The following is a 23,638-nucleotide window of genomic DNA, read 5'->3' as shown; positions in this document are numbered from 1 at the left end:
ATTAATCTTTTGGGATATCCCAAAGATAATATTATTTCCCACTTAACAAAAAGCTCACTGCTTCAAATATTAATGCAGCACCCAGTTTGGCGGTACGTTGATCTATGTCGAAAGAAGGATTCAATTCTGCTATGTCCATTCCCGCTAGTTTTCCACTTTGCAGGATGGTACGAAAACATTCTAAGAACAAACCATCCGGACGAATTCCATTAAACGCTGTTGCACTTACACCGGGGGCATATGCTGCGGCAAAAACATCCAGGTCTATGGTGAGGTATAACTGGTCTGCTTTTTTTATAAACTCAGCGACAGCTGCTGACAACAGTATACGATCCTGGAAATGAAAGGTATCAGCTTCCAGATAGAGCGCATCCAGCTCTCCGGCTATCCTGAAGAGTTGCTGTGTATTGCTCAGTTGCTGGATGCCAAGTGCCAGGTATTGAAATGGAGCATGCTCCTGTGAGAGCTGCCAGAAACCAGTGCCGGAGCTAACGCCTTCAGGGCGTAAGTCGAAATGGGCATCGAAATTAATCAGGCCCAATCGCTCGCCTGGCATTGATTGATATAAACCTGTTGCATGTCCGTAAGTGATCTCATGCCCGCCACCTAATAATAAAGGAGTATGACCTGCACGTTTGATCAATTGTACCGCACCACTCAGTGCCTGTTGGGCAGCTTCCAGGTTTTCATCAGGACAGATGATATTACCGCCGTCCATCAACATGCCATCGAAGTGCACAGGGAAACTACCCATGGCCTGTCTTAATGCTGCGGGACCTGCTGCAGCACCTACCCGTCCTTTGTTTCTACGCACCCCTTCATCTACAGCAAAGCCTAATAATACAACTCCATTGCCCTCAGGCAAAGACGAAGATAAATCTACACATTGCACCCGCTGATGCCAGCGGCTCACTTCCTCATCATTGCCATCTATTCTGCCGGTCCATGCTACCGGTTGTTGATAATATGCTTTCATATTTTTTCACCTCCTTTCCAGACCTGCGAAGGTTTCATTTTTCCCTGATAATACAAAAGGTCTCTATAATCGTTGGTAGGATATACCTGCATATCCGCAACAAAACCTGCTGCCAGTTGTCCGGCATTCGTGAGCTGCAAAGCCCTCGCTGCCCTGAATGTAAGGCCTGCCAATACTTCGGCTGTAGATAGTTTTTCAGCAGCACTCATCACTGCCGCTTGCAGGAGCAGATCTCCCATGGGTGCGGAACCGGGGTTCCAGTCACTCGCAATCGCCACACAAGCGCCTGCATCCAGCAATTTACGCGCAGGAGCATAATGCATACCTAATCCTAAAGATGCTCCCGGCAATACCACCGATACAATATCAGCTGCCGCCAGCCTGGCTATATCTGCTGCATCACTGGCTTCCAGGTGATCTGCTGAACAAGCGCCTGCTGCTATGGCCACCGCAGAACCACCACTGCTAAACTGGTCTGCATGCACTGTCAGCGAGAAACCCAGTTCTTTTGCTTTTAATAAATACGGTAAAGCTGCTTCCGCTGAAAAAGCTGTTTCTTCTATGAAGATGTCTACTCTTTTGCAGTTGATAACAGGTAATAAGTTCTCCACTACATCCTGCAAATAATCGGTGCCTGTATAGTCTTTCGGCATCATATGCGCAGCCAGACAAGTAGGTATCAGCGTTGCTTTTGTATACTCGCCAGCATGCCTGATAGCCTGGAGCATTTTTATTTCTTCTGCGACAGACAAGCCGTATCCACTTTTTACTTCAATGGTGGTCACTCCTTCCAGCAAATGCCTGTTGGCTCTTTCAGCAGTGTTGATTCGTAATGTTTCAATGTCTGCAGCCCTGGTCTTCATGACAGAATCCCAGATTCCTCCACCTGCGCGGGCAATTTCAAGATATGTTTTCCCCGCTATGCGCATGGCATAATCACGGTTACGATTGCCATCAAAACAGATATGCGTGTGGCAATCAATAAAGCCCGGCAGTAAAACCGCCGGGCCATAAATCAAAACTGGCAGTGCATGGGAATACTCATTACGCAGTTCATTGTAATCACCGACTGCAACTATCTTTCCTTCGTGTGTTACCACACCTCCATCTTCAATGACAGAGAGCTGTGCATCCTGCAAGGCTCCCTTCAAAGGCAAACCCGTCAGGGGAATGATCTGTGAAAATGGTCCTATAAGTTTCATCTGTACAAATCGAATTGAGTGGCTACTTCCTGTGCTTTTTCATAACCGGCATCTGCGTGTCTGTAGATGCCTAATGCAGGATCATTGAACAATACTCTTTGCAAACAGGCTGCGGCCCTGTCAGTACCATCTGCCAGCACCACCATACCTGCATGTTGGGAATACCCCATACCTACACCGCCACCATGATGGAAAGATACCCAGGTAGCGCCACCACCCGTATTGGCCATCAGGTTCAGCAAGGTCCAGTCGGATACTGCATCGGAGCCATCTTTCATTGATTCCGTTTCCCTATTGGGAGAAGCGACTGAACCACAGTCCAGGTGATCTCTTCCTATTACAATTGGGGCTTTCACCTTTCCACTGCGTACCAGTTCATTAAAAATCAGGCCTGCCTTTTCACGCTCTCCCAATCCCAGCCAGCATATCCTGGCAGGCAATCCCTGGAAGGCCACTTTCTCCTGTGCTTTTTTCAACCAGTTGATCAAAGGTTTGTTGTCAGGAAATGCTTCCATCAAAGCCTGATCAGTTGTATAAATATCCTGTGGATCTCCTGACAATGCCACCCATCTGAAAGGCCCTTTCCCCTCACAGAATAAGGGCCTGATATAAGCAGGTGTAAATCCGGGAAAATCAAAAGCATTCGGCTCGCCTCCTTCTTTTGCGAACTCGCGCAGGTTATTACCATAATCAAAAGTAATAGCACCTTTGCGCTGCAATTCAAGCATAAACCCTACGTGCCTTGCCATGCTTTTCAAGGCCAGCTGTTTGTACCCCGCCGGATCATTTTTACGCAGTTCCGCAGCAGCTGCCAGCGTCAATCCATTCGGTACATACCCATTGATAGGGTCATGTGCAGAAGTCTGATCAGTCAGTATATCGGGAACAATATGGTCCTGCAATAATCTTTCCAGCATATCACCTGCATCACTCACCAGTCCGATAGACAGTGCTTCTCCTTTTGCCATCGCATCCCTGGCCCAGCTGATCGCTTCTTCATAAGAATGGGTGATCCGATCAATGTATTTGGTGGCTATACGCTTCCTGATCCTGCTTTCATCCACGTCTGCACCTAAGAACACAGCACCCGCCATGGTAGCGGCCAGCGGCTGTGCTCCCCCCATTCCACCAATGCCGGCTGTCACCAGCAGCTTTCCTTTCAGGTCGCCGCCAAAGTGCTGACGGCCACATTCTACAAAGGTTTCATAGGTTCCCTGCAGAATGCCCTGGGTACCAATGTAGATCCAGCTACCAGCAGTCATCTGTCCGTACATCATAAGACCTTTTGCACGCAGTTCGTTGAAATGCTCCCAGGTAGCCCATTTGGGCACCAGGTTACTATTAGCCAGCATCACCCGTGGTGCCTGCGGATGTGTACGTACTATGCCTACCGGCTTACCGGATTGAACCAACAGTGAATGTTCTTCATCCAGTGTAAGCAGGGTTTCGATGATCTTTTGCAAAGCCTCCCGGTTACGTGCAGCCTGCCCGATACCGCCATAAACCACCAGTTCGTCGGGGTTCTCGGCGACTTCGCTATCCAGGTTATTCAGGAGCATGCGCAGGGGTGCTTCCGTTTGCCAGGAGCGGGCATGCAGCTCAGGGCCATGAGGAGCCCTGTAATGGGGATGTGCTGCGTATTGCTTAATAAAATCCAAACTGGTCATGATAAATACCGTTGAGTGATAAATGATTTGCCAGGGCGGTTTCATTGGCTACCCTGACAATAGATTGCTGGCGTATGAGTGTATGTAACTGCTGGATGTCGTAAGCGAAAATGCGGTCTTTTGCAGCAAAAGGCACTGTCTCTCTTACAAAGGCATGCACAGCTTCCAGTACCGGACCCGATGTAAGTGGTCGTCTGAAATTCACTGCCTGTGCAGCATACAGCAATTCTATAGCGAGTATATATTCGAGATTATCTATTACCTGGTGCAGCTTACGGCCACTGATAGACCCCATGGATACATGGTCTTCCTGGCCTAATGAAGTAGGTACACTATCAGCGCTGGCAGGGAAACACAGCGTTTTATTTTCTGTGACCAGGGCTGCGGTGGTATACTGCGGAATCATGAAACCGGAGTTCAACCCCGCATCTTCAATCAATAACTTAGGCAATCCATACCTGCCTTCAATCATCATATAGCAACGGCGATCTGAGATATTGCCCAGTTCTGCAGCCGCTACAGTCGCATAGTCCAGTGGCAATGCCAGGGGTTGTCCATGAAAGTTACCACCACTGATAGTATCGTCTGCACTAAAGATAATAGGGTTATCAGTTACAGCATTCAGTTCAATCGTTACCAGATCCAGCAAATGCAGCCAGGCAGTACGTGAGGCTCCATGTACCTGAGGCATACAACGCAGGGAATAAGGGTCCTGTACCCTGCCACAATCCACATGTGCGGCCATGATGCCTGAACCATCCAGCATTGTTTTAAGACGATGCGCTACCAGCTGATTGCCCGGGAAAGGCCTGATAGCGTGGATCCTGGGATCAAATGGACGGGCAGTACCCATTAAACCTTCCAGTGATAAGGCACCTACAATATCCGCTGTTTCCAGGGCATTGTGCAGTCGCTGTAATGCCGTTACTGCAAAAGAGAGTATGAACTGTGTACCATTAATGAGGGCTAATCCTTCTTTAGGGCCCAGGGCAACAGGTGCCAGACCTTCCGCCTGTAATACAGCTGCTGCCGCTTGTCGCTGTCCTTTATAATAGACTTCGCCTAACCCGATCAAAGGCAGGAACAGGTGTGACAATGGAGCCAGGTCTCCGGATGCACCTACAGAACCTTTTTCAGGTACCACAGGCGTGATGTGTTCATCGATCATCCAGATAATGCGCTCCAGGGTGGCAGGTGCTACACCTGAGTATCCCTGCGCCAGTGCATGAACCTTGGTAATAAGCATTACCCTGGCTATAGTGACCGGGATAGGATTGCCAACACCTACACTATGGCTTTGCAGGATATTGTATTGTAAGGTCCGGGTGTCTTCTTCATTGATCCGGGTATCGCAGAGGGGGCCAAAGCCGGTATTGATACCATATACCGTACTATGCTGCGAGACGATGGTTTGTACGTGACCATAACTGGTAGCGATACGATCAGCCACTTCCGGCACCAGTATCCCTTTTACATGCCCGTCGGCAATGGCAAGGGCTTTACCGGGAGTGAGCTGATCTACCCCGTATTTGAATTGGTGTATCATTATAAATAGTTATTTCAATGCTTTTAAAATCCTGGCGGACAAAGCTTCTGCTTCCACACTGTTTTCCACAGCAGTTACTGCTTCCAACACCTGTTTGCTCATTTTGTTTTCATTCGCCAGATCGGTCATAGCCTGGGTAATGGCTTCCCATATTGGCTGAATCTGTTGGAGCATTTCTTCACCTTTCTTACTTAGCATCACCAGTTGCCGGCGGCCATCATCCGGGCAGGGAGCGGTCTTTACCAAACCTTTCTTTTTCAGGCCCGTCACCAGCTGACTGATAGCTGAGTGGCTTACTTCCAGCTGTGCAGCGATGTCGATCAGGGGCATAGGCTGCTCTTTGCCTAGTATGTAAAACACCGGAAACCAGCTGGCCTCAAAAGGGATCCCGGCCTGTTCATAAACCTTATTAACCTCGCTCAGGAAGTATTCACTCAATCGCCGTAAACGGCTGCCAAACACCAGGAAGCCCAAAGAAGAATAGAAGCTCATGTAAATTATATAAGTACTTATATATTTAGGTACAAGTATAAGGAATTTCTCAATTCCTTTAATTGGGATCAACAGCCTTTTATGTTAATTATTTTTTCCTGACATCGAACCAAACAGGTGATGAGTCGGATGGTTCCCCATTATAATTGATCTGCAACTCCTCTCCTTTCTTGATTTCCCTTCGGGTAATGATACTCATGGTTTCTTCTTCAAAATCCATTTCGTATATACAATTGGGGTCGTAAGAGTGATTGTAGATGGAGCATAAACCCAATGCTATGCAGGAACGGGTTTCACGCACTCCCCATAAAAAGATGTAATTATGCAACTTTGTCTTATCTACGATTTCTGTGTCATCATAAGATAAAACGAGTACAGGCGAGGTTTCTATTCTGGTGCCGGCAGGTATTCTTTCTTTCGTAAACACCCCACGGCCCTTGCCTTTTGTCTTCTCGACGTATAAATATGGTTTAATCATATAGCTGTAAAAACTTCGTAAAGTAAAGGTAAAGGAAGAAGTTATCAAAATCAGGCATAAAAATTTTAGGTTTGCGGAAATCTAACGTTCAAAGATGATCGATTACAATCCTAAGGCCTGGTTTACTTTTATATTCAGGATTCATAAGGCCGACACAGTACGCAAGTTGTTCCCCATGTTCATTGCCATTGGTTGTTACTCAGCTGTGGTTGCTCTGCTGGAGCTGAAGGTCCTGCACCTGTCGGACATAGCTGAATGGAAAAATATTGTCTTTGTTCACAGTGTACTGGGGTTTGTGATCTCCCTGCTCCTCGTATTCCGTACAAACACAGCCTACGACCGCTGGTGGGAAGGCCGCAGGCTCTGGGGCACCCTGGTGAACAACAGCCGTAACCTGGCCCTTAAGCTCAACGCGATGGTGCCAGCCAGCAATACTGCCTCCAGGGACTTCTTCAGGATCATGATCCCTAATTATGCCTTTGCCCTTAAAAACCACCTGCGTAATAAATATCTCCCTGAAGAGCTGGAACAGGGTCCGGGTATGGAGATAGACGAAAAAAAGCACGTTCCCAATCAGATTGCTGGTCAGATCATTGCACATGTCAATGACCTGTACCGGAAGCAACAGATCACCGGCGAGCAACTCATCATCCTGAATGATGAACTGCAGGCCTTTACTGATGTATGCGGCGCCTGTGAGCGGATCAGGAATACCCCCATCCCCTTCTCCTACAGCGTATTTATAAAGAAGTTCATTTTCTTCTATGTAATGACCTTACCCTTTGGATATGTATTTACCGTAGGTTTCCTGATCATTCCCATAGTCGTTTTCATTTTCTATGTACTGGCCAGCCTTGAGCTGATTGCCGAGGAAATCGAGGACCCGTTTGGTTTTGATGCCAATGACCTGCCAACGGACACTATTTCTGCCAACATTCGTAAGCATGTGGCAGAGATATTGTGATGTTCCAACGTCAACTTTCTTTAATTTCGCCACCTGACAGCCTTTTGGACTATGGAAAATGAAGCTTTACTGGAAAAATTCGAGCAGCTGATCAACGAGCAAGGCTACCAGGAACTGAAAGTGTACCTGGATGATCAGCTCATTACTGATATAGCAGAACTCATTCATGAAATGCCGGAGCAGGCGGGCATTATTATTAATAATTTGTCCATAGGCCGGGCAGCGGCAGCTTTCAGAATCCTGGAATTCCATGTCCAGGAAGATGTAATCAGGGAATTGCCTGCTGCCAAAGTAGCCGAGCTGCTGAACGAGCTCCCTGCCGATGACCGTACCTCCTTTCTGGGGGAACTGCATAGCGACGTTGTAAAAGAACTGATCAAGCTCCTCGACCCGGAGGAACGCAAGATCACCCTGAGCCTGCTGGGTTATAATGAGACCAGCGTAGGCCGTATCATGACCCCTGACTACATCGCAGTCCGGGAGGAATGGTCCGTGAAGCAGGTACTGGACTTCATTCGTGAATATGGTAAGGATAGCGAAACGATCGATGTAATATATGTGGTGGATGAAAAGGGCAAGCTGATCGACGACTTCCGGATCAGGGAATTCCTGCTGGTAGCTACCGATACCATGGTGCACACCCTGATGGATGACCGCTTCGTAGCCCTGCATGTGAATGACGAACAGGAAGAAGCCATCCAGATCTTCAGGATGGAAAACCGTGTAGCGCTCCCGGTAGTCGATGACGAAGGAATCCTGCTCGGTATCGTGACCATCGACGATATGTTGTGGATTGCAAACGAAGAACACACAGAAGATATCCAGAAGATTGGTGGTACCGAAGCCCTGGATGAACCTTACCTGGATATCCCCCTGCTTAAGCTGGTGAAGAAACGTATTGGCTGGCTGGTGATCCTCTTTATAGGCGAAATGCTCACTGCTACTGCCATGGCCTTTTTCGAAGGCGAAATCGCCAAAGCAGTCGTACTGGCATTATTTGTTCCCCTGATCATTTCCAGTGGTGGTAACAGCGGCTCCCAGGCCTCTACCCTTATTATCCAGGCCATGGCACTGGGTGAAATTACCCTGACTGACTGGTGGAGGGTGATGCGCCGCGAGATCATATCCGGCCTGCTGCTGGGTGGTGTACTGGGTATTATTGGTTTTATCAGAATCGTATTCTGGAACTCCCTCTTCCATAGCTATGGAGAGCATTCTATACTGGTAGGTCTTACAGTGGGTATTTCACTGGTCGGCGTAGTATTATGGGGCACCCTTTCCGGCTCTATGCTCCCCCTCATCCTGAAAAGGCTGGGCGCTGACCCTGCTACCTCTTCCGCACCTTTTGTGGCGACACTGGTAGATGTAACAGGATTGCTGATTTATTTCTCTGTGGCTTTTGCCCTGATGAAAGGAACCCTGCTTTAATAGCGGATCCGCTTGCACATGGCTGTATCCCTGCTTTTCCGGACAATAAATAAACTGCTATAATCCGTTTCTTTTACGGAATCTACTGGTGCCTTTGCTTTCAATGAACGAATCACTGGCACCAGTGTTTTTTGTTGCCCTATTATCAACAATCGCTTGCCCCAGTCCTCTCTGCGGGTAATTTCGTACAACAAATCCTCTCCCGAAGAATCAGGCGTATAAGTTACTGTATCTATCTGTGCATAAGTTCTGAGTGATTCTGCCGTTTCCCTGGCAGAAGAGTTAGGAGTAATGTATATACGTTGTACACCGGAGTCCTTCAGGAACCGGTACAAGGCACCTGCTTTCGCATAGCCGCTGTCAGTAAGCATAGTAGAATCACATTCCTGCGCATGCCTTACGAGATAAAATACACCGGTCAGGAACGTACTGTCTTCTGATACAGGTACCGGCTGCCGTTCAGTTAACGGCTGCTGGCATGCCATACAGCTTAACAGTAATATTACAACATATCTCATAGGATAACTTATTCAATTTCCGGGACAAATTACGCATTTTCCAGGCATTCGCCATATTAGAAGCAGCGCTTTCTGACCTTAACTATATCATGATCATTAGATTATATTTAAACTTTCTTACCCTTTATTTGTATGATTTTCACATTTTTTAGGCATATTGCACCCCATCTCCATGTAAAAACTGAAAAACAATATGTGCGGAATAGTCGCTTATATAGGCCAACGAGAAGCCTACCCCATCGTTCTCAAAGGATTGAAAAGATTGGAATATCGTGGCTACGACAGTGCCGGAGTTGCCCTAATGAACGATGGCCTTAAGGTCTATAAGAAAAAAGGTAAAGTATCCGAACTGGAAGATTACCTGACCGGAAAGAACACAAGCAGTCACATTGCAATTGGGCATACCCGCTGGGCAACCCATGGCGAACCATGTGACAGGAACTCTCATCCCCATACTTCAGGGAATGGTAAGCTGGCCATGATTCACAATGGGATCATTGAAAATTATACCCAGCTGAAACAGGAATTGTTGAACAAAGGACATCAGTTCAGCAGCGATACCGATACCGAAGTACTGATTCACTTCATCGAAGAGATTCAGCAAAGCAATCAGTGTGGCCTGGAAGAAGCCCTGCGCATTGCCCTGAAAAGAGTAGTAGGGGCCTATGTAATCGTGATTGTAGACCAGGACAACCCCGATACCCTGATCGCTGCACGTAAAGGTAGCCCCCTGGTAATAGGCGTGGGCAAAGGCGAGCATTTCCTCGCTTCCGATGCTTCACCTATCGTAGAATATACAAAAGAAGTAGTATATGTAAACGATTACGAAATCGCCATTATCAAGGCTGATGAACTGATCCTGAAAAATATCTCCAACGAAAGACAAACGCCTTATATCCAGAAACTGGATATCGAGCTGGCGGCTATTGAAAAAGGCGGCTTTGATCATTTCATGCTCAAAGAGGTATTTGAACAACCACAAACCATCCTGGATAGCCTACGTGGCCGCCTGGATGCGAAAAAAGGAACGCTCACTATCGGTGGTATCCGTGATCACCTGTCACAGCTGGCAGGCGCTAAACGCATCATCATCGTTGCCTGCGGTACCTCCTGGCATGCAGGCCTGGTAGCAGAATATATGATCGAAGAACTGTGCCGCATACCTGTAGAAGTAGAATATGCTTCTGAATTCCGCTATCGCAACCCGGTGGTAGGAGAAGGAGATGTGATCATAGCAGTATCACAATCCGGCGAAACTGCCGATACCCTGGTAGCCATAGAAGCCGCCAAGAAAAAAGGCGCTACCATCTTAGGCGTGTGTAACGTAGTAGGTTCTTCTATCGCCCGTATTTCTGATGCAGGTGCTTATACACATGCCGGTCCTGAAATCGGGGTGGCAAGTACCAAAGCATTTACCGCCCAGCTGGCTGTATTATGCCTGATAGGTCTGAAAGTAGCAATGGAGAAAGGTAGTATCACCGAACAGCGCTTCCAGCACCTGCTCGATGAACTGGACCACATTCCTGAAAAAGTAGCTGCAGCCCTGCAACTGAATGAACAGATCAAAGAAATCGCAGCTAAATACAAGGATGCCCGCGACTTCCTCTACCTGGGTCGTGGTTATAACTTCCCTGTTGCACTGGAAGGTGCCCTTAAACTGAAAGAGATCTCCTATATACACGCAGAAGGATACCCTGCCGCCGAAATGAAACACGGCCCTATCGCCCTGGTAGACGAAAATCTGCCGGTGGTATTTGTAGCCACCCGCGACAGCTATTATGAGAAAGTAGTATCCAACATCCAGGAGATCAAAGCCCGCAAAGGCAAGGTAATTGCTGTAGTGACAGAAGGCGACCTCACCATTCCTGCTATGGCGGACGATGTGATCACTGTTCCGGAAGCTGACGAACTGGTAGCTCCTATTGTTTCTGTAATTCCTTTACAACTGCTCGCCTACCACGTCGGCGTACTGAAAGGATATGATGTGGATAAGCCAAGAAATCTGGCCAAGTCTGTGACTGTTGAATAATCTCAAAACGCTTACATGAACCTGATACAGAAAAAACCGCTCGTTGAGCTGGGGTACAATTTTGTAGCAGCGCCTTATCTGCCGGAAGGAAAAGATGAATACTATCTCCGTAATCAGCAATGGGGAAAGTCCAACATCTACCGGCATCTATCTGCTCTGGAGATAGAGACGCTTGTTAGAAATGACAACACTTCTGACAATTGGAATAATATTTCTGTTACGAATGATTTCAATCCCCAACTGGTCAAGCACTGCCATTTCTTTGGTCTTGTGCGTATCGGTAAACTGGAACCCTATTACCTGGAGTTCCACAACCTAAGGCTCCCTGTGGGATTGTACAACAGTACAATTTCTTCCTGCGACTTCGGCGACAATGTAGTCGTGCACAATGTGAACTTCCTCTCCCATTACCTGATAGGTAATGAAGTGATGATCTGTAATGTAAATGAAATGGCCACTACCGGTCACGCTAAATTCGGGAACGGTATTGTGAAAGACGGCGAACCTGAAAGCGTTCGCATCTGGCTGGAGCTATGCAACGAAAATGGTGGCAGGTCTATCATGCCCTTCGATGGCATGCTGCCCGGCGATGCATGGCTGTGGACACGTAACCGTGACGACAAGACATTGCAGGATAAATTCAAATCCTTTACCGAGCAACAGTTCGATAAGAAACGTGGTTACTATGGTATGGTAGGCGACCGCTGTGTGATCAAGAATGTTAGCATCCTCAAGGATGTAATGATCGGCACTGATGCTTACCTGAAAGGTGCGAATAAAATAAAAAATGTTACCATCAATAGTAGTGCAGAAGCAACCACTCAAATAGGTGAAGGATGTGAACTGGTGAATGGTATCGTAGGCTATGGATGCCGCGTATTCTATGGTGTGAAAGCCGTACGCTTCATCATGGCTTCCCATTCACAGCTAAAGTATGGCGCGCGGCTGATCAACTCTTACCTGGGAAACAATGCCACCATCTCCTGCTGCGAAGTATTGAATTCACTCATCTTCCCGGCACATGAGCAGCACCATAACAACTCCTTTTTATGTGCGGCCCTCATTATGGGACAGAGCAATATGGCAGCCGGTGCTACCATCGGGTCCAACCACAACTCAAGAGGTCCTGATGGTGAAATCATAGCAGGACGCGGCTTCTGGCCGGGACTCTGCGTAAGTTTAAAACACAATTCCCGCTTTGCCACCTTCACCCTCATTGCCAAAGGAAATTATATGCAGGAGATGGATATTCCATTTCCGTTCAGCCTCGTGATTAATGATGAACAGCACAATTGTCTGAAGATCATGACAGGCTATTGGTTCCTGCATAATATGTATGCACTGGCACGCAATTCCTGGAAATACCTGGACCGTGACAAGCGTACTGACAAGACACAGCTGATAGAATACGATTACCTGGCTCCTGATAGTGTAGAGGAAATGATTCATGCCATGGCACTGATGGAAGCTGCTACCGGCAAAGCATGGTACCTGTATACAGAAACTGATTGCCAGGAGCTGACGGAAATGAATTACCGCCAGAAAGGACAAGATCTGTTGCTCAATCATCCAGGTGATGTAGCAAAGCTGAAGATCCTGGTCAAAGGTGTGGAGAATAGCAATCGTGAAGTGCACTTATTGAAAGTACACAAAACCTATCCGCTGTTCCGTGCACTGATCGTATTGTATGCGGTGAAAAACGTAATGCAGTTTGTAGAAACAAATGAGATCAAAACATTTGAGGCTATTCACAACATAGCACTTACCGCACAACGCGAACCCTGGCATAATGTAGGCGGACAACTCATGCCGGCATCTACCCTACACGCATTGAAAGAAGGTATCCGTGAAAATAAAATCAGTAGCTGGGCCGATCTGCACGAGCAATACCAGGAGATAGGCAAACAATATGCGACAGATAAACTGCAGCATTCAATTGCATCACTGCTGTATATCCAGGAGAAAACAATTGCTGATTTTAATGCTGATTTCTTCGTTGAATGCCTGCAGGCATCTATTCAAACCCAGGCAGTATTGACAGAAGGTATTTACAAATCCAGGGCAAAGGATTATGAGAATCCATTCAGGAAGATGACGTATGAAACGGAAGCAGAGATGGATGCGGTGGTTGGGAAACTGGAAGATAATAGTTTTATAAAACAGACGCAGGAGGATCTGGTGGTGTATAAGCAAAAGGTGAAAGCGCTGATTAAATTGCTGGCGTAGGTTATAAATATCATATTTAAGAAGCTGGCCGCAGGCCATTTGTGCCCGCCCCCATTGCTGATGCCTAAGGCATCAGCAATGGGGGCGGTTCTTTTTTGGGGATTATAAATCCATAATAAAATCTTATTCGGCCTATACGCTCAGACTCTTATACTGTGATATCGTTACCCAAAGGTCACTATAAGGTTACCATAAGGTCATTAAAAGGGCGCTTATATATCAATTGGATATTGAGGTGAATATTAAGTGATGTATTAGTACTCATTTAGTATCGAAGAAGCACCGAATTACCAAACTAATCAGTAAATTGATCTTATAACCCCAATTAATAACTCCAAAATTGCTTATATGGCACTTGTTAAAGACAATTTACTGCTACAGGCCGTTACCGGTTCACTCGGCGATGAAATCACGATTTACGAAAGGAATGGACAGATCATCATAGCGAAAAAACGTGGTCCGTCTAAGTATCCACCCACAATAAAACAGCTGGAAGCACGGTATAAAATGAAAGTGGCCGCCGCTTATGCCAAAGTGATCATACAGGACCCGGAAATAAAAGCTTACTACAAATCGCTGGCTGGCCCGGGGCAAAATGCTTACAATATGGCCGTGAAAGATGCCTATCAGTCTCCCGAAATTCAAAATATCCAATTCGAAGACACCACTGTGATAGTAAGAGCGAAAAATGAATTCAGGGTGGCAGAAGTAAGCGTACGTGTCATGGATGCCCAGGGTAATTTACTGGAAAGAGGAAAGGCTGTACCTGCACGGAATGGGGTGGACTGGCATTATAAAACAGACCACTTACCTCCCAACGGGAAAGTGATCATCGTGGCTGTTGACCTGCCGGGCAATGAAACGGTAAAAGAAGTGCTACTTACCTAACGGTATTTACGAAATAAATAAAACTTGCCTCATAATATTTATGAGTCGCCCCCTTTTTGTTTAAATTGCGGCTATGGAACCAAACCGCTGCTCCTGGTCTAACAAAGACCAGCTTTACAAAGACTACCACGACAATGAATGGGGTGTTCCGCAACACGACGATACCCGCTTGTTCGAAATGATCAATCTCGAAGGTGCGCAGGCCGGACTTAGCTGGTACACTGTGCTTACCAAGAGAGAAAACTACCGCAAAGCATTCGATAACTGGGATGCAAAGAAGATTGCTAAATACACCGATAAAAAGATCGAATCGCTCATGGCGGATGCCGGTATTATCCGTAACCGGTTAAAAATAAACGGGACTGTGCTCAATGCGAAAGCATTCCTGGAAGTGCAGAAAGAATTCGGCAGTTTTGATAAATATATCTGGAGTTTTGTTGGTGGAGAGCCAATCATTAATCACTTCAAATCATTAAGTGAATTACCTGCTAAAACAGCTATTTCTGATGCCATGAGTAAAGATCTGCTCAAGCGTGGATTTAAGTTTGTAGGGTCTACTATTTGTTATGCGTTTATGCAGGCAACGGGTATGGTAGATGACCATGTAGCAGATTGCTGGAGGAGAAAGAAAAAGTAATTAATCGTCTATCATCACTTCACTGAATTCCTTATTCTTCAGGAAATGTGTATCCGTAAGGGTATTTAAAAACATATAAAGTTGCCGTTGTTCCTTTGGAGACAGTTGCATACCGCGGACTAAAGGATCAACGGTACTCCCTTTTTCCTGTCCATGATCATACATGGCAAAGACCTGGAAAATATCAAAGAAACGGCCATCATGCATGTAAGGGGCACTCACCAATATATTGCGTAAAGAGGGCACTTTAAATTTCATATAATCTCCCGTATTGTTTGTAATGCGCATCCGGCCCATATCATTCATATTCGGACTGTAAGGAAGCCCATTGTTCCGAGCACTGAAATCAGTAAAGAAAGGCTCTTTATGACAACCTGCACACTTCTGCTGAAAAGTACTGTAGCCGCCTGCTTCTTCTGCTGTAAAGGCAACTCCCGGTTCTTTCCTTTTTACACTGTCGTACTTACTGTCAAAGCTGATCATGGTCGCCATGAACTGTGCCAGCGCCTTGAACATCCGCTGACTTGTCACCTCTTCTGTACCATAAGCTGCTTTAAATAGTTGCTGGTATTTTTCATTGCATTTCAGTCGCTCTATGAGTTCATTCAATGGCATATCCATTTCATTCTCTGCTGTAATGGGCGACATAGGTTGTATGTCCAGGTGATTGACTCCTCCATCCCACATGAAGTCTTTTTGCCAGATCAGGTTGAATAAGGTAGGCACTGATCGTGTTCCCATCCTGCCATATACACCATGTGCCAATGGATGGTCAAAATGCCCGAATGCAGCAAACTGCTGGTGACAGAATCCACAGGAAACAGAGCTATCGCGGGATAACTTAGGATCGTAGAACAGGTATCTGCCTAATGCAATCCCTTCCTTCGTCAGCGGATTTTTAGAAAAGTCATACACGGGCTTCGGGAGACTATCAGGCCATTTGAGCGTAACATAGGTGACACCTGGTCCCGGCCCTCTCCCCCTGAGACTAATTCCCAGCAGGAACAGGCAGAAAGCCATGATTACATATGTCGCCTTTTGATTCATTATTTCGATTTAACGGAAAACATGTGGCTGTAATTATCTGCGATGCGGTCGCCTATCGTACCCGGGGTCATAAATCCCGATGTTTCACTAAACCGGATGGGCGTTGCGCCATTGAACCAGGTAGCGGCATCGGCGACCAGGTTAATTACCGCAGTCTTTTCTGCTGCCACTACGAAAGGAGCATTTAATCGCACCATACGCTGAGACTGGTGTGCACCCCTGTACCCCCCGATATGAAACTGCAATGAATGGTCCGGTACGCGGGAAGCAGGGGATGTGCCTTCCAGCTTAGCCATGATGTAACCACTGTTCCAGGTCCAGAACATGCCATAAATGGGGTCTAAGGCGCCGCTCTGTGCCCCCGTGCAGTTCATGATGCTGTCTACCCCGATCATAAAAGAAACTGCCTTATATCTCCCTAATGGGAGCCCTGTGAGCACGACCTTTTTGCTGGCAGCACTATCCTCACTTACCAGGAAGTATTCGGGAGAGAGCCGGATGTTTTCTTCTGTTTCACTGATAAATGAGAAATTACTGAGATAGTATTTGAACTTGGTAATGGTAAAGGTATCGCCCTGGGCAGTATAGTAAGCCTTGTTTGCCCGCATAGGCTGATGGTTCACCTCGTGGGTAAAGGTGAGGATGACGGACTGTGAAACCGCCGTGTTACCGATCAGAAGGGAGAAGAATAGGAATAACCGGTTCATGGATCGAATGTAGGTAAAAAAACAGGAGGGTGTCTCTTTTTATTATAGAAAATATTAAAGCATTACCCGGGGAGGAGCAAGAAAAAATCTATTACTTTTTGATATGGTTATTACTTACAACGATACTGTAAAAGCTCACTCAAAATCACAACAAATACCTGCCGCTTTGTTGTTTATAATATAATTAGTCCAAAAACTTGAATTACATCCTGAACATATTCCAATGCCAATATTGACCATAAAAAATAAGATATAAGATGAGCAGTAATATTGGAGTAAAAAACAATAAAAGCTTGATCAATTTATTAGCTTGTATATCAGGTAATAAACCATTCTTATTAAAGAGACTTTTTGTAGTAAAGTAAATGCTGGTAAAAACAAGAATCGATGGTAAAGTAATCAACAATAACCTCCAATTAAAAATTTCATCTTCAAAAATGCTTTTTAGAAACATAATACTAAAAGGTAGTATTAATAAACAACCGATTATTCCTACAATTAACCCGACTCTTGTCTTATATAAAATTATTGGAGCAGCGCCTGAAAACAATACCAAAGCGCCTAATAGGGCTGCTACTGGAGCATAGTTAGCAAATCCTGTTGATACCCCATAATAAAGCATAATCACATAAAAATTGAAAACTGCAGCCAGTATATAACCTATGTATAATTTTATCATCGGTGCTGGTGTGGATGTGTATTTAAAAACTCTTATTCCAATTTACTATATTATATTTCTGATCGCCAACTTTTTTAAAATGGATCTGTTACGACTTATGATTATATTTATCAAACAGTAGAATGCATAGCGGCTGCCCCGTCTTTTGGACAGCCGCCTGTATGATGATCTATTCGATTTTTTTATAAAATTTCCTGGGTATGGGTGACTTTATTGTAAACGTTGTATCAATAATAACTTCGTAACTCATTACCTGCTGGGAAATCTCTATAGGCACTGTATATTTTTGAGGATTCCCATAAAACCCAATAGTGATTATATCATTCTGGAATTTTAAATCAGCTACATTATTGGCAATACAAATTGTATCTATTTGCGACCCTTTTTGTATAGTAATATAATCTGGGGTTTCTGATGAGACTGTAGAATAAAAGAACCATTTTAGCTTTATTGAATTACTACTTATTTCTTTTAAGTACAATCTATCTTTTTCCTCTGATTTAAAACTAGGGACACAACCATATAAAATCATCGCTAATAATAACATTTTTACTTCTCTCATTGCTTACTTAGAAAAAAGGTTGTTAAAGTATCCGTAATATATATAACTTCCTGAATAGGTATGTTCACCATAATATGGAGCTCCTGCATTATAGCCGTTACCGCCATTTTGACTTTGATTATAGCTTCCCACTTTCTCCATCACTTTTCTATAATACCCCCAATCAAAACGACTGGAGGTACTTTCAAAGCAATGTCGTGTAAGAACATTGATAACATCAGAAAGGAATAACCCTCTTAAATATTCCAACAATTCGCTAAACATGTACGTATTTTAGTCATCTTTCTTCATACATTACTAAGTAAGAAATCTCCACATAATCGCCAGTGGATTTTCTAATGCCAAATCCTGACTCACTCCCGTTTGAGCCAATCTGAATTATCTCACCTGAAAAACCACCATCCAATACTATTTGGTAGTAAGGGTTAATCTTCAAAATATCCGAAATAGAATATAACTCAATAAAGGAGCTTTTCCATAATCTTCCATATAGACTCCCCAAACAGGTATCCTATTAGTTATGAAAAGTTGTCGACAAATAAATAATTTCTTTTCCAGATAACCCCGCAGGAAATAATTCAGCCGATCGGTGATACTGAATTTTCAGCAATTGTTAGAGCATTTGCACGGCTCACACTCAATATCCATTATCCAATTCTGTCACTATCAACTCTGGAGCATCTATAGCATATCGAAAACTAATGGAATCTCCTTCTTCTAAATTATGAGGATTACTATCCCATCCACCACTATAATTATATTCCTTACCTCCAATCTTATATTTTACATCTAAACTGTGACCTTTATAAGACTTTTTCCGTACAATAATTCCTTTGGAGTAGCCATAGCCTTTATTTATCAGGTTTAGCTTATCTGATTTCGATTTACTCGCATTATTAGCTATCCAATAAAGAGCAGCAACAATAATTCCGACAATTACAACAAATGTCAAAATCAACTTAATTTTATTCATTTATCTATTCGTTTGTTATTGAATTAATATGGGAAAATACCTATTTCTCCATTGGGTTTTCCTCCATCAAGTCGTTCTTTTGAATCATATACATGAGGGTTCTTTGAATTGGGAACGAACTCCTTGTATTATTCTACTTCCAGAATCATCACCTTATGTAGTATACTTATCATCTTCTTCAATCACCCAAACATTTTCAAAGTCTGCAATTCTCTTGATAGTATACTCAAGACAGGCATTTTCATCTTGCTTAAGTATTGAATTGATTTCTTGTTCATTTATCATAATAATATTTTATTCATTTCTTCTACAAGTTTTTTCAACCCGATGTTGATCATTGTGTAAGTCTAAATCTTGAACTTTTGAATGATCGTATCCATAACCCTTTTGCCATTGAAAATAGATACCGAAGGGATAATGGTGAATTGTGAATTTGGAAACGTATATGGATACAGGAAATCATACTATAATTTTAGTTCCCCTTTTACTTTATTATTGATCTTATATTTTTTTGACAATCCTGATAACAAACTGGATTTATTAACTCAATTACGTCCGTCTTCTCTAGCCCAATAGTGAAATGGAATTGTGAATGATCTCCCCTTATTTAAAAGATCGGAGCTCCTTGCTCTCATAGGTCAACACAATACAGTCCTATTCGGAACCTAATCCCAGCTTGTAGATAAAGAAGAACATGAACAATCGATAATGCTGCGGGTTAAGATTACACAGCATTTGAAATTGGGATTAATACATCCACATAAGATTATTATTGTTCCGATTCTATTCAAAGAATCATCTTACATACTATTAATTACTCAATCATGAATATGTATTTTTCCGAAGTTAATAATGGGTAAACGTCCAATTCCTGGCAGCATCTGAACATCGGTATAGAAAAGGATCACATCAATCTGGGATAAGGGTTACTTATTAATATTTACGAACTATTGTGCTAGTTGCAACAAAATAGCTAATGCGAATGTAATGGAATAAACAATTTTCAAACAACTTTTACAGTAAAAAATTAATGATTATCATCATTCTTCAAAAGAGTCTTTCGATAACAAGGGGTAATTGGGGCAAATGTATTGTTCTTTTACCTTAGCAGATAAGACCGGAGATACAACTACCCGGATACTTACAAGACAAAACGGGTGCATCATTTATTCATGAGACACCCGTTTTACAGATTTTATGATAAGAATCATCGTTGTTTGTAGCCCCAACCACCAAAATAGAACACCACCGCGAAGCAGATCATCGGTATTGCATAAGCCATGGCAGTTGACTGTAAATCAGCTACTGTACCCATTACATAAGGTACAATTGCACCACCCACAATGGCCATGATTTGGAACGAAGAAGCTCTCTTGGTATGAACACCCAAATCTTTTACACCTAATGCAAAGATGGAAGGGAACATAATAGACATAAAGAAGAAAATAGCCATCAAACCATATACAGAGATCTCTCCCTGACCGGCAATCACCAGCATACAAAGCAGTATGTTGATAAATGCGTAGATCATCAGCAGCTTATTCGGCTTTATTTTCCGCATGATAGCCGTACCGACAAATCTGCCGGCCAGGAACAATCCCAGGCCTATTGCGAGCAATGAAGATGCCTGCTTGCTGGTGGTACCATGCCAGTATTCTGTAACATAGTTAATGAATAAGGCAGCCACTCCTACCTGAGCAGCTACATAAAAGAACTGCGTGATGATGCCCCATACAAAATGAGAATGGGAGAATAATGGTTTTACCTTTGCAGCGGCATTGCTGCCTTGTTCTTTATCTTCCCTGATCTCCGGCAAGGGTGTACGGAAGAAAAACATTGCAATCAGCACCACAACGATACCAATGACAATATAAGTCGTCTGAACAATCGTCAGGTCTTTTGCTGCATTCGCTACACCCGTTTTATCTTCCAGGAACAGCTGTCCGCCGATGTAAGCACCTAATGAGGATCCAGCACCATTAAAACACTGAGACAAATTCAAACGGAACTCGGAAGTTTCGCTTTTGCCTAATATGGTTACATAAGGGTTTGCGGCAGTTTCAAGACAGGCCAGTCCGCAGGCAAGGATAAACAATGCCGCCAGAAAACCGTTGAAACTAAGTGCACCCGCAGCAGGATAAAACAGGAACGCGCCTATGGCATACAACACTAATCCCAGCAGGATACCTTTCTTGTAGCCAAACTTATTCATGAAGAAACCCGCCGGCAACGCCATCAGGAAGTAAGCGCCAAAATAAGCAAACTGCAGGAGGGTGGACCTCCTTTTCGTCACTTCCAGTACATCCTGAAAATGCTTATTTAAAATGTCGAGCAACCCATAAGCAAATCCCCATAAAAAGAACAGGCTTGTTACAAGTATAAACGGGAACAGGTAACTCTTATTCGAATCGATGTTTGCCTTAACTGTGGAAGAGGGCATTGCGGCTCCGGCCATTGTGGAAATTTTAATAAATTAGAAAATAGACTAGCTCACAGATCTGTCCAGGTGGGTATAACCACCATCGACATAGATGATCTGGCCGGTAGTATGAGACGACACGCCGGACAATAAAAATACCGTCATATTAGCGATTTCTTCGGAGGTGGTCATTCTCTTCTCTAATGGAATTTTAGATACGATAGCAGCCAGTTTCTCCTTTGGATCAGGTAAGGAATTGATCCAGTTTGCATAAAGTGGGGTCCATACTTCTGCAGGGATGACCGTATTTACACGGATGCTGTAAGGCAGCAATTCTACCGCCCACTCACGGGTCAGTGCATTGATCCCACCTTTGGATGCAGCGTAACCACTGGTATTACCCTGGCCGGTTTCAGCTACTTTAGAACCGATATTTAAAATGCTGCCTTTAGTTGTTTTCAGGTAAGGCAGCGCGTAATGCGCGAGATTATAATAGTGGGAAAGGTTCTTTTGGAGAGAAGCCATGAATTTTTCAGGGCTGCCGTTTTCCAGGCCAACACCGTCATTCACGCCGGCGTTGTTTACAAGACCATCGATGCGGCCATATTCTGCCACTACCAGGTCAATTACTTTTTTGCAATCTTCCACTTTACCCAACTCAGCGGCTATGCCAAAAGCTTTGCCACCGGTAGCTTTGATCTCAGCTACAGTTTTATCATTATCAGCTGCATTTCTCCCAGCCACTACAGCAATACCGCCTTCAGCTGCTATCAGTTTGGAGATGGCTTCGCCTATTCCTTTTGCACCACCGGTAACAATAAATACTTTATCCTTTAATCCCAGATCCATGTGAACGATTTAAATATTGTTTTGAATAATGTTGTGTGTTTAGTATCAGAGCCCATAAAATGCGATCGCATTTCCACCCATTATCTTCGCCTGCTCTGCCGCTGATAAATGACTGATATAATCAGTCACAATCCCTTTTACCTGTGTATAACTACCTGCTACCTGGCATACAGGCCAGTCGGAGCCAAATAGTAGTCGGTCAGGTCCGAATGCTTCCAGGCATACATCCAGGAATGGTGCAAAATGAGCCGGTTCCCAGTTGTTCCAGTCAGCTTCAGTGACCATACCACTGAGTTTACAATATACATGCGGATGCTGCGCGATGGCCCGCATTTGTTTTGCCCAGTTGTCAATATTCCCGGTCTTGATATAAGGTTTGGCCAGATGATCAATTACCAGCCTGTGATCCGGGAATCGCTGTACAAACGTAGCTACAGCCGGCAATTGCACCGGGTAGACCAGAATGTCGTAAGTAAAGTTATATTTGGACAGGAGGTGTATGCCCCTGCAAAAGTCTTCCCTGATTATAAATGCAGGATCAGGCTCGCCCTGAACGATATGCCTGAAACCCTTTAACACAGGAAACTGGCTGTAATGTGCCAGCCTGTATTCAAGATCTGCATCACGCAGATCTATCCAACCCACAATGCCTTTAATAAAATCATGTCTGGCAGCAAGACCTAACAGGAAATCAGTTTCTACTTCTGACTGGTCTGCCTGTACAGCGACACAGCCATCTACATTGTTTTGCGCCAAAACCGGTTGCAGGTGTTGCGGCAAAAAATCCTGTTGAATCACTTTCATATCATCAGTGATCCAGGCATCCTTAACAGGATGATATTGCCAAAAATGCTGGTGAGCGTCTATGATCATTTTTCATAACGTTTGCTTCCTAACTAAATGCGCTATCGTAGTAGTCTCTTCTTACAATGCAAAGATCTTCTCCATAAATATCCATTTTTCTCCAGGCTTAGCCACTGGTAATGCCTGCTGGTATTTCCACATCAGTGCTTCCCATTCCTGTACTTTGGGGTTAGCAGCATCTGCAGCATTTTTCTTTTCGAATGAAAAGCTGTCATCTACTTCCATAATCATGAACAGGCGGTCCATGATACGGTATATTTCCATATTCACAATACCGCTGTCTAAAATACTCTTTTTGATCTCCGGCCATATCTCCTTGTGATACGCTTCGTACTCAGCGATCAAAACCGGGTCATTTTTCAAATCTAACGCAAGACAGTGCCTTTTCATATCCTGGCAAATTACAAGTTTAAAGGGAATAATTGTCAGAAATACAGTAAGTGGAAAATTTAGCGGTCAGACGGCAAAAGCAGTCTGACCGCATTAA

Annotated in this window: 24 protein-coding genes; 6 read left to right on the top strand and 18 right to left on the bottom strand. The window is 44.4% G+C overall.

Annotation, left to right across the window (positions count from 1 at the left end; all coding sequences use genetic code 11):
- Positions 1-31: 31 nt before the first annotated feature.
- The 6 genes from hutG to DXN04_RS02825 form a co-directional block, all read right to left on the bottom strand.
- Complete coding sequence (hutG, locus tag DXN04_RS02850; protein WP_116851784.1) at positions 32-976, bottom strand: formimidoylglutamase; 945 nt, start codon at positions 974-976, stop codon at positions 32-34.
- Positions 973-2,178 (bottom strand): imidazolonepropionase, encoded by a 1,206-nt coding sequence (gene hutI / locus DXN04_RS02845; RefSeq protein WP_116851783.1) that lies wholly within the window; start codon positions 2,176-2,178, stop codon positions 973-975. The genes hutG and hutI overlap by 4 nt, the downstream gene beginning before the upstream one ends.
- Positions 2,175-3,845: a urocanate hydratase gene (hutU, locus tag DXN04_RS02840; protein WP_116851782.1), complete on the bottom strand. Its 1,671-nt coding sequence runs from the start codon at positions 3,843-3,845 to the stop codon at positions 2,175-2,177. Before hutU ends, hutI begins: the two co-directional genes overlap by 4 nt.
- Positions 3,823-5,391 carry a histidine ammonia-lyase gene (gene hutH / locus DXN04_RS02835; protein ID WP_116851781.1) on the bottom strand — a complete coding sequence of 523 codons (1,569 nt, stop codon included), beginning with the start codon at positions 5,389-5,391 and terminating at the stop codon, positions 3,823-3,825. The genes hutU and hutH overlap by 23 nt, the downstream gene beginning before the upstream one ends.
- Before the next feature lie 9 nt (positions 5,392-5,400).
- Positions 5,401-5,883, bottom strand: coding sequence for a MarR family winged helix-turn-helix transcriptional regulator (locus tag DXN04_RS02830; RefSeq protein ID WP_116851780.1), 483 nt, complete (start codon positions 5,881-5,883; stop codon positions 5,401-5,403).
- 88 nt (positions 5,884-5,971) lie between these two features.
- Positions 5,972-6,361, bottom strand: a complete 390-nt coding sequence (locus DXN04_RS02825; protein ID WP_116851779.1) for an SET domain-containing protein — start codon at positions 6,359-6,361, stop codon at positions 5,972-5,974.
- A gap of 94 nt (positions 6,362-6,455) precedes the next feature.
- On the opposite strand from DXN04_RS02825, the gene DXN04_RS02820 reads away from it, so the two are divergent.
- Together DXN04_RS02820 and mgtE are read left to right on the top strand one after the other, a co-directional pair.
- Complete coding sequence (locus DXN04_RS02820) at positions 6,456-7,325, top strand: bestrophin family protein (protein ID WP_116851778.1); 870 nt, start codon at positions 6,456-6,458, stop codon at positions 7,323-7,325.
- 51 nt (positions 7,326-7,376) lie between these two features.
- Entirely contained in the window at positions 7,377-8,753 is a 1,377-nt protein-coding gene (gene mgtE, locus DXN04_RS02815) for a magnesium transporter (protein ID WP_116851777.1), read from the top strand.
- On the opposite strand, the gene DXN04_RS02810 is transcribed toward mgtE, so the two are convergent.
- The gene (locus DXN04_RS02810; RefSeq protein ID WP_116851776.1) at positions 8,750-9,271 is read right to left on the bottom strand and encodes a histidine phosphatase family protein; all 522 of its coding nucleotides are present in this window, start codon (positions 9,269-9,271) and stop codon (positions 8,750-8,752) included. The genes mgtE and DXN04_RS02810 overlap by 4 nt on opposite strands.
- A 193-nt stretch (positions 9,272-9,464) precedes the next feature.
- On the opposite strand from DXN04_RS02810, the gene glmS reads away from it, so the two are divergent.
- The 4 genes from glmS (at position 9,465) to DXN04_RS02790 (ending at position 15,051) form a co-directional block, all read left to right on the top strand.
- Positions 9,465-11,300, top strand: coding sequence for a glutamine--fructose-6-phosphate transaminase (isomerizing) (gene glmS, locus DXN04_RS02805; protein WP_116851775.1), 1,836 nt, complete (start codon positions 9,465-9,467; stop codon positions 11,298-11,300).
- A gap of 15 nt (positions 11,301-11,315) precedes the next feature.
- Positions 11,316-13,526 carry a DUF4954 family protein gene (locus tag DXN04_RS02800; RefSeq protein WP_116851774.1) on the top strand — a complete coding sequence of 737 codons (2,211 nt, stop codon included), beginning with the start codon at positions 11,316-11,318 and terminating at the stop codon, positions 13,524-13,526.
- Positions 13,527-13,874: 348 nt separating this feature from the next.
- Complete coding sequence (locus DXN04_RS02795) at positions 13,875-14,414, top strand: hypothetical protein (protein ID WP_116851773.1); 540 nt, start codon at positions 13,875-13,877, stop codon at positions 14,412-14,414.
- A gap of 73 nt (positions 14,415-14,487) precedes the next feature.
- Positions 14,488-15,051, top strand: a complete 564-nt coding sequence (locus tag DXN04_RS02790; RefSeq protein WP_116851772.1) for a DNA-3-methyladenine glycosylase I — start codon at positions 14,488-14,490, stop codon at positions 15,049-15,051.
- On the opposite strand, the gene DXN04_RS02785 is transcribed toward DXN04_RS02790, so the two are convergent.
- From DXN04_RS02785 to DXN04_RS02740, 11 genes are all read right to left on the bottom strand, one after another.
- Positions 15,052-16,098: a cytochrome-c peroxidase gene (locus DXN04_RS02785; protein ID WP_116851771.1), complete on the bottom strand. Its 1,047-nt coding sequence runs from the start codon at positions 16,096-16,098 to the stop codon at positions 15,052-15,054.
- On the bottom strand, positions 16,098-16,805 hold the full coding sequence (locus tag DXN04_RS02780; protein WP_116851770.1) for an MbnP family protein: 708 nt from the start codon (positions 16,803-16,805) through the stop codon (positions 16,098-16,100). The genes DXN04_RS02785 and DXN04_RS02780 overlap by 1 nt, the downstream gene beginning before the upstream one ends.
- Before the next feature lie 202 nt (positions 16,806-17,007).
- The gene (locus DXN04_RS02775; RefSeq protein WP_116851769.1) at positions 17,008-17,484 is read right to left on the bottom strand and encodes a hypothetical protein; all 477 of its coding nucleotides are present in this window, start codon (positions 17,482-17,484) and stop codon (positions 17,008-17,010) included.
- Between the two features lie 169 nt (positions 17,485-17,653).
- The gene (locus DXN04_RS02770) at positions 17,654-18,046 is read right to left on the bottom strand and encodes a hypothetical protein (protein ID WP_116851768.1); all 393 of its coding nucleotides are present in this window, start codon (positions 18,044-18,046) and stop codon (positions 17,654-17,656) included.
- Positions 18,047-18,049: 3 nt separating this feature from the next.
- Positions 18,050-18,310 (bottom strand): hypothetical protein, encoded by a 261-nt coding sequence (locus DXN04_RS35170; RefSeq protein WP_199414973.1) that lies wholly within the window; start codon positions 18,308-18,310, stop codon positions 18,050-18,052.
- A gap of 373 nt (positions 18,311-18,683) precedes the next feature.
- Entirely contained in the window at positions 18,684-19,019 is a 336-nt protein-coding gene (locus DXN04_RS02760; protein ID WP_116851767.1) for a DNA binding protein, read from the bottom strand.
- A 153-nt stretch (positions 19,020-19,172) separates the two neighbouring features.
- Positions 19,173-19,304 (bottom strand): hypothetical protein, encoded by a 132-nt coding sequence (locus DXN04_RS35560; RefSeq protein ID WP_262512425.1) that lies wholly within the window; start codon positions 19,302-19,304, stop codon positions 19,173-19,175.
- A 922-nt stretch (positions 19,305-20,226) separates the two neighbouring features.
- Positions 20,227-21,474, bottom strand: a complete 1,248-nt coding sequence (fucP, locus tag DXN04_RS02755) for an L-fucose:H+ symporter permease (protein ID WP_116851766.1) — start codon at positions 21,472-21,474, stop codon at positions 20,227-20,229.
- Between the two features lie 30 nt (positions 21,475-21,504).
- Positions 21,505-22,287, bottom strand: a complete 783-nt coding sequence (locus DXN04_RS02750) for an L-fucose dehydrogenase (RefSeq protein ID WP_116851765.1) — start codon at positions 22,285-22,287, stop codon at positions 21,505-21,507.
- A 45-nt stretch (positions 22,288-22,332) separates the two neighbouring features.
- Positions 22,333-23,160 carry an amidohydrolase family protein gene (locus DXN04_RS02745; RefSeq protein ID WP_116851764.1) on the bottom strand — a complete coding sequence of 276 codons (828 nt, stop codon included), beginning with the start codon at positions 23,158-23,160 and terminating at the stop codon, positions 22,333-22,335.
- A 51-nt stretch (positions 23,161-23,211) separates the two neighbouring features.
- Positions 23,212-23,541 (bottom strand): L-rhamnose mutarotase, encoded by a 330-nt coding sequence (locus DXN04_RS02740; RefSeq protein ID WP_116851763.1) that lies wholly within the window; start codon positions 23,539-23,541, stop codon positions 23,212-23,214.
- Between the last annotated feature and the right edge of the window lie 97 nt (positions 23,542-23,638).

The organism is Chitinophaga silvisoli, from assembly GCF_003412465.1.
In the GTDB taxonomy this organism is placed as follows: domain Bacteria; phylum Bacteroidota; class Bacteroidia; order Chitinophagales; family Chitinophagaceae; genus Chitinophaga; species Chitinophaga silvisoli.
The sequence above is the reverse complement of the archived record's forward strand: the minus strand, read 5'-3'. Positions and strand labels throughout refer to the sequence as shown.

Bases quoted from the DNA above. Each gene is read 5' to 3' on its own strand.
- hutG (WP_116851784.1), bottom strand. From the start codon at position 976: ATGAAAGCATATTATCAACAACCGGTAGCATGGACCGGCAGAATAGAT.
- hutI (WP_116851783.1), bottom strand. From the start codon at position 2,178: ATGAAACTTATAGGACCATTTTCACAGATCATTCCCCTGACGGGTTTG.
- hutU (WP_116851782.1), bottom strand. From the start codon at position 3,845: ATGACCAGTTTGGATTTTATTAAGCAATACGCAGCACATCCCCATTAC.
- hutH (WP_116851781.1), bottom strand. From the start codon at position 5,391: ATGATACACCAATTCAAATACGGGGTAGATCAGCTCACTCCCGGTAAA.
- DXN04_RS02830 (WP_116851780.1), bottom strand. From the start codon at position 5,883: ATGAGCTTCTATTCTTCTTTGGGCTTCCTGGTGTTTGGCAGCCGTTTA.
- DXN04_RS02825 (WP_116851779.1), bottom strand. From the start codon at position 6,361: ATGATTAAACCATATTTATACGTCGAGAAGACAAAAGGCAAGGGCCGT.
- DXN04_RS02820 (WP_116851778.1), top strand. From the start codon at position 6,456: ATGATCGATTACAATCCTAAGGCCTGGTTTACTTTTATATTCAGGATT.
- mgtE (WP_116851777.1), top strand. From the start codon at position 7,377: ATGGAAAATGAAGCTTTACTGGAAAAATTCGAGCAGCTGATCAACGAG.
- DXN04_RS02810 (WP_116851776.1), bottom strand. From the start codon at position 9,271: ATGAGATATGTTGTAATATTACTGTTAAGCTGTATGGCATGCCAGCAG.
- glmS (WP_116851775.1), top strand. From the start codon at position 9,465: ATGTGCGGAATAGTCGCTTATATAGGCCAACGAGAAGCCTACCCCATC.
- DXN04_RS02800 (WP_116851774.1), top strand. From the start codon at position 11,316: ATGAACCTGATACAGAAAAAACCGCTCGTTGAGCTGGGGTACAATTTT.
- DXN04_RS02795 (WP_116851773.1), top strand. From the start codon at position 13,875: ATGGCACTTGTTAAAGACAATTTACTGCTACAGGCCGTTACCGGTTCA.
- DXN04_RS02790 (WP_116851772.1), top strand. From the start codon at position 14,488: ATGGAACCAAACCGCTGCTCCTGGTCTAACAAAGACCAGCTTTACAAA.
- DXN04_RS02785 (WP_116851771.1), bottom strand. From the start codon at position 16,098: ATGAATCAAAAGGCGACATATGTAATCATGGCTTTCTGCCTGTTCCTG.
- DXN04_RS02780 (WP_116851770.1), bottom strand. From the start codon at position 16,805: ATGAACCGGTTATTCCTATTCTTCTCCCTTCTGATCGGTAACACGGCG.
- DXN04_RS02775 (WP_116851769.1), bottom strand. From the start codon at position 17,484: ATGATAAAATTATACATAGGTTATATACTGGCTGCAGTTTTCAATTTT.
- DXN04_RS02770 (WP_116851768.1), bottom strand. From the start codon at position 18,046: ATGAGAGAAGTAAAAATGTTATTATTAGCGATGATTTTATATGGTTGT.
- DXN04_RS35170 (WP_199414973.1), bottom strand. From the start codon at position 18,310: ATGTTTAGCGAATTGTTGGAATATTTAAGAGGGTTATTCCTTTCTGAT.
- DXN04_RS02760 (WP_116851767.1), bottom strand. From the start codon at position 19,019: ATGAATAAAATTAAGTTGATTTTGACATTTGTTGTAATTGTCGGAATT.
- DXN04_RS35560 (WP_262512425.1), bottom strand. From the start codon at position 19,304: ATGATAAATGAACAAGAAATCAATTCAATACTTAAGCAAGATGAAAAT.
- fucP (WP_116851766.1), bottom strand. From the start codon at position 21,474: ATGGCCGGAGCCGCAATGCCCTCTTCCACAGTTAAGGCAAACATCGAT.
- DXN04_RS02750 (WP_116851765.1), bottom strand. From the start codon at position 22,287: ATGGATCTGGGATTAAAGGATAAAGTATTTATTGTTACCGGTGGTGCA.
- DXN04_RS02745 (WP_116851764.1), bottom strand. From the start codon at position 23,160: ATGATCATAGACGCTCACCAGCATTTTTGGCAATATCATCCTGTTAAG.
- DXN04_RS02740 (WP_116851763.1), bottom strand. From the start codon at position 23,541: ATGAAAAGGCACTGTCTTGCGTTAGATTTGAAAAATGACCCGGTTTTG.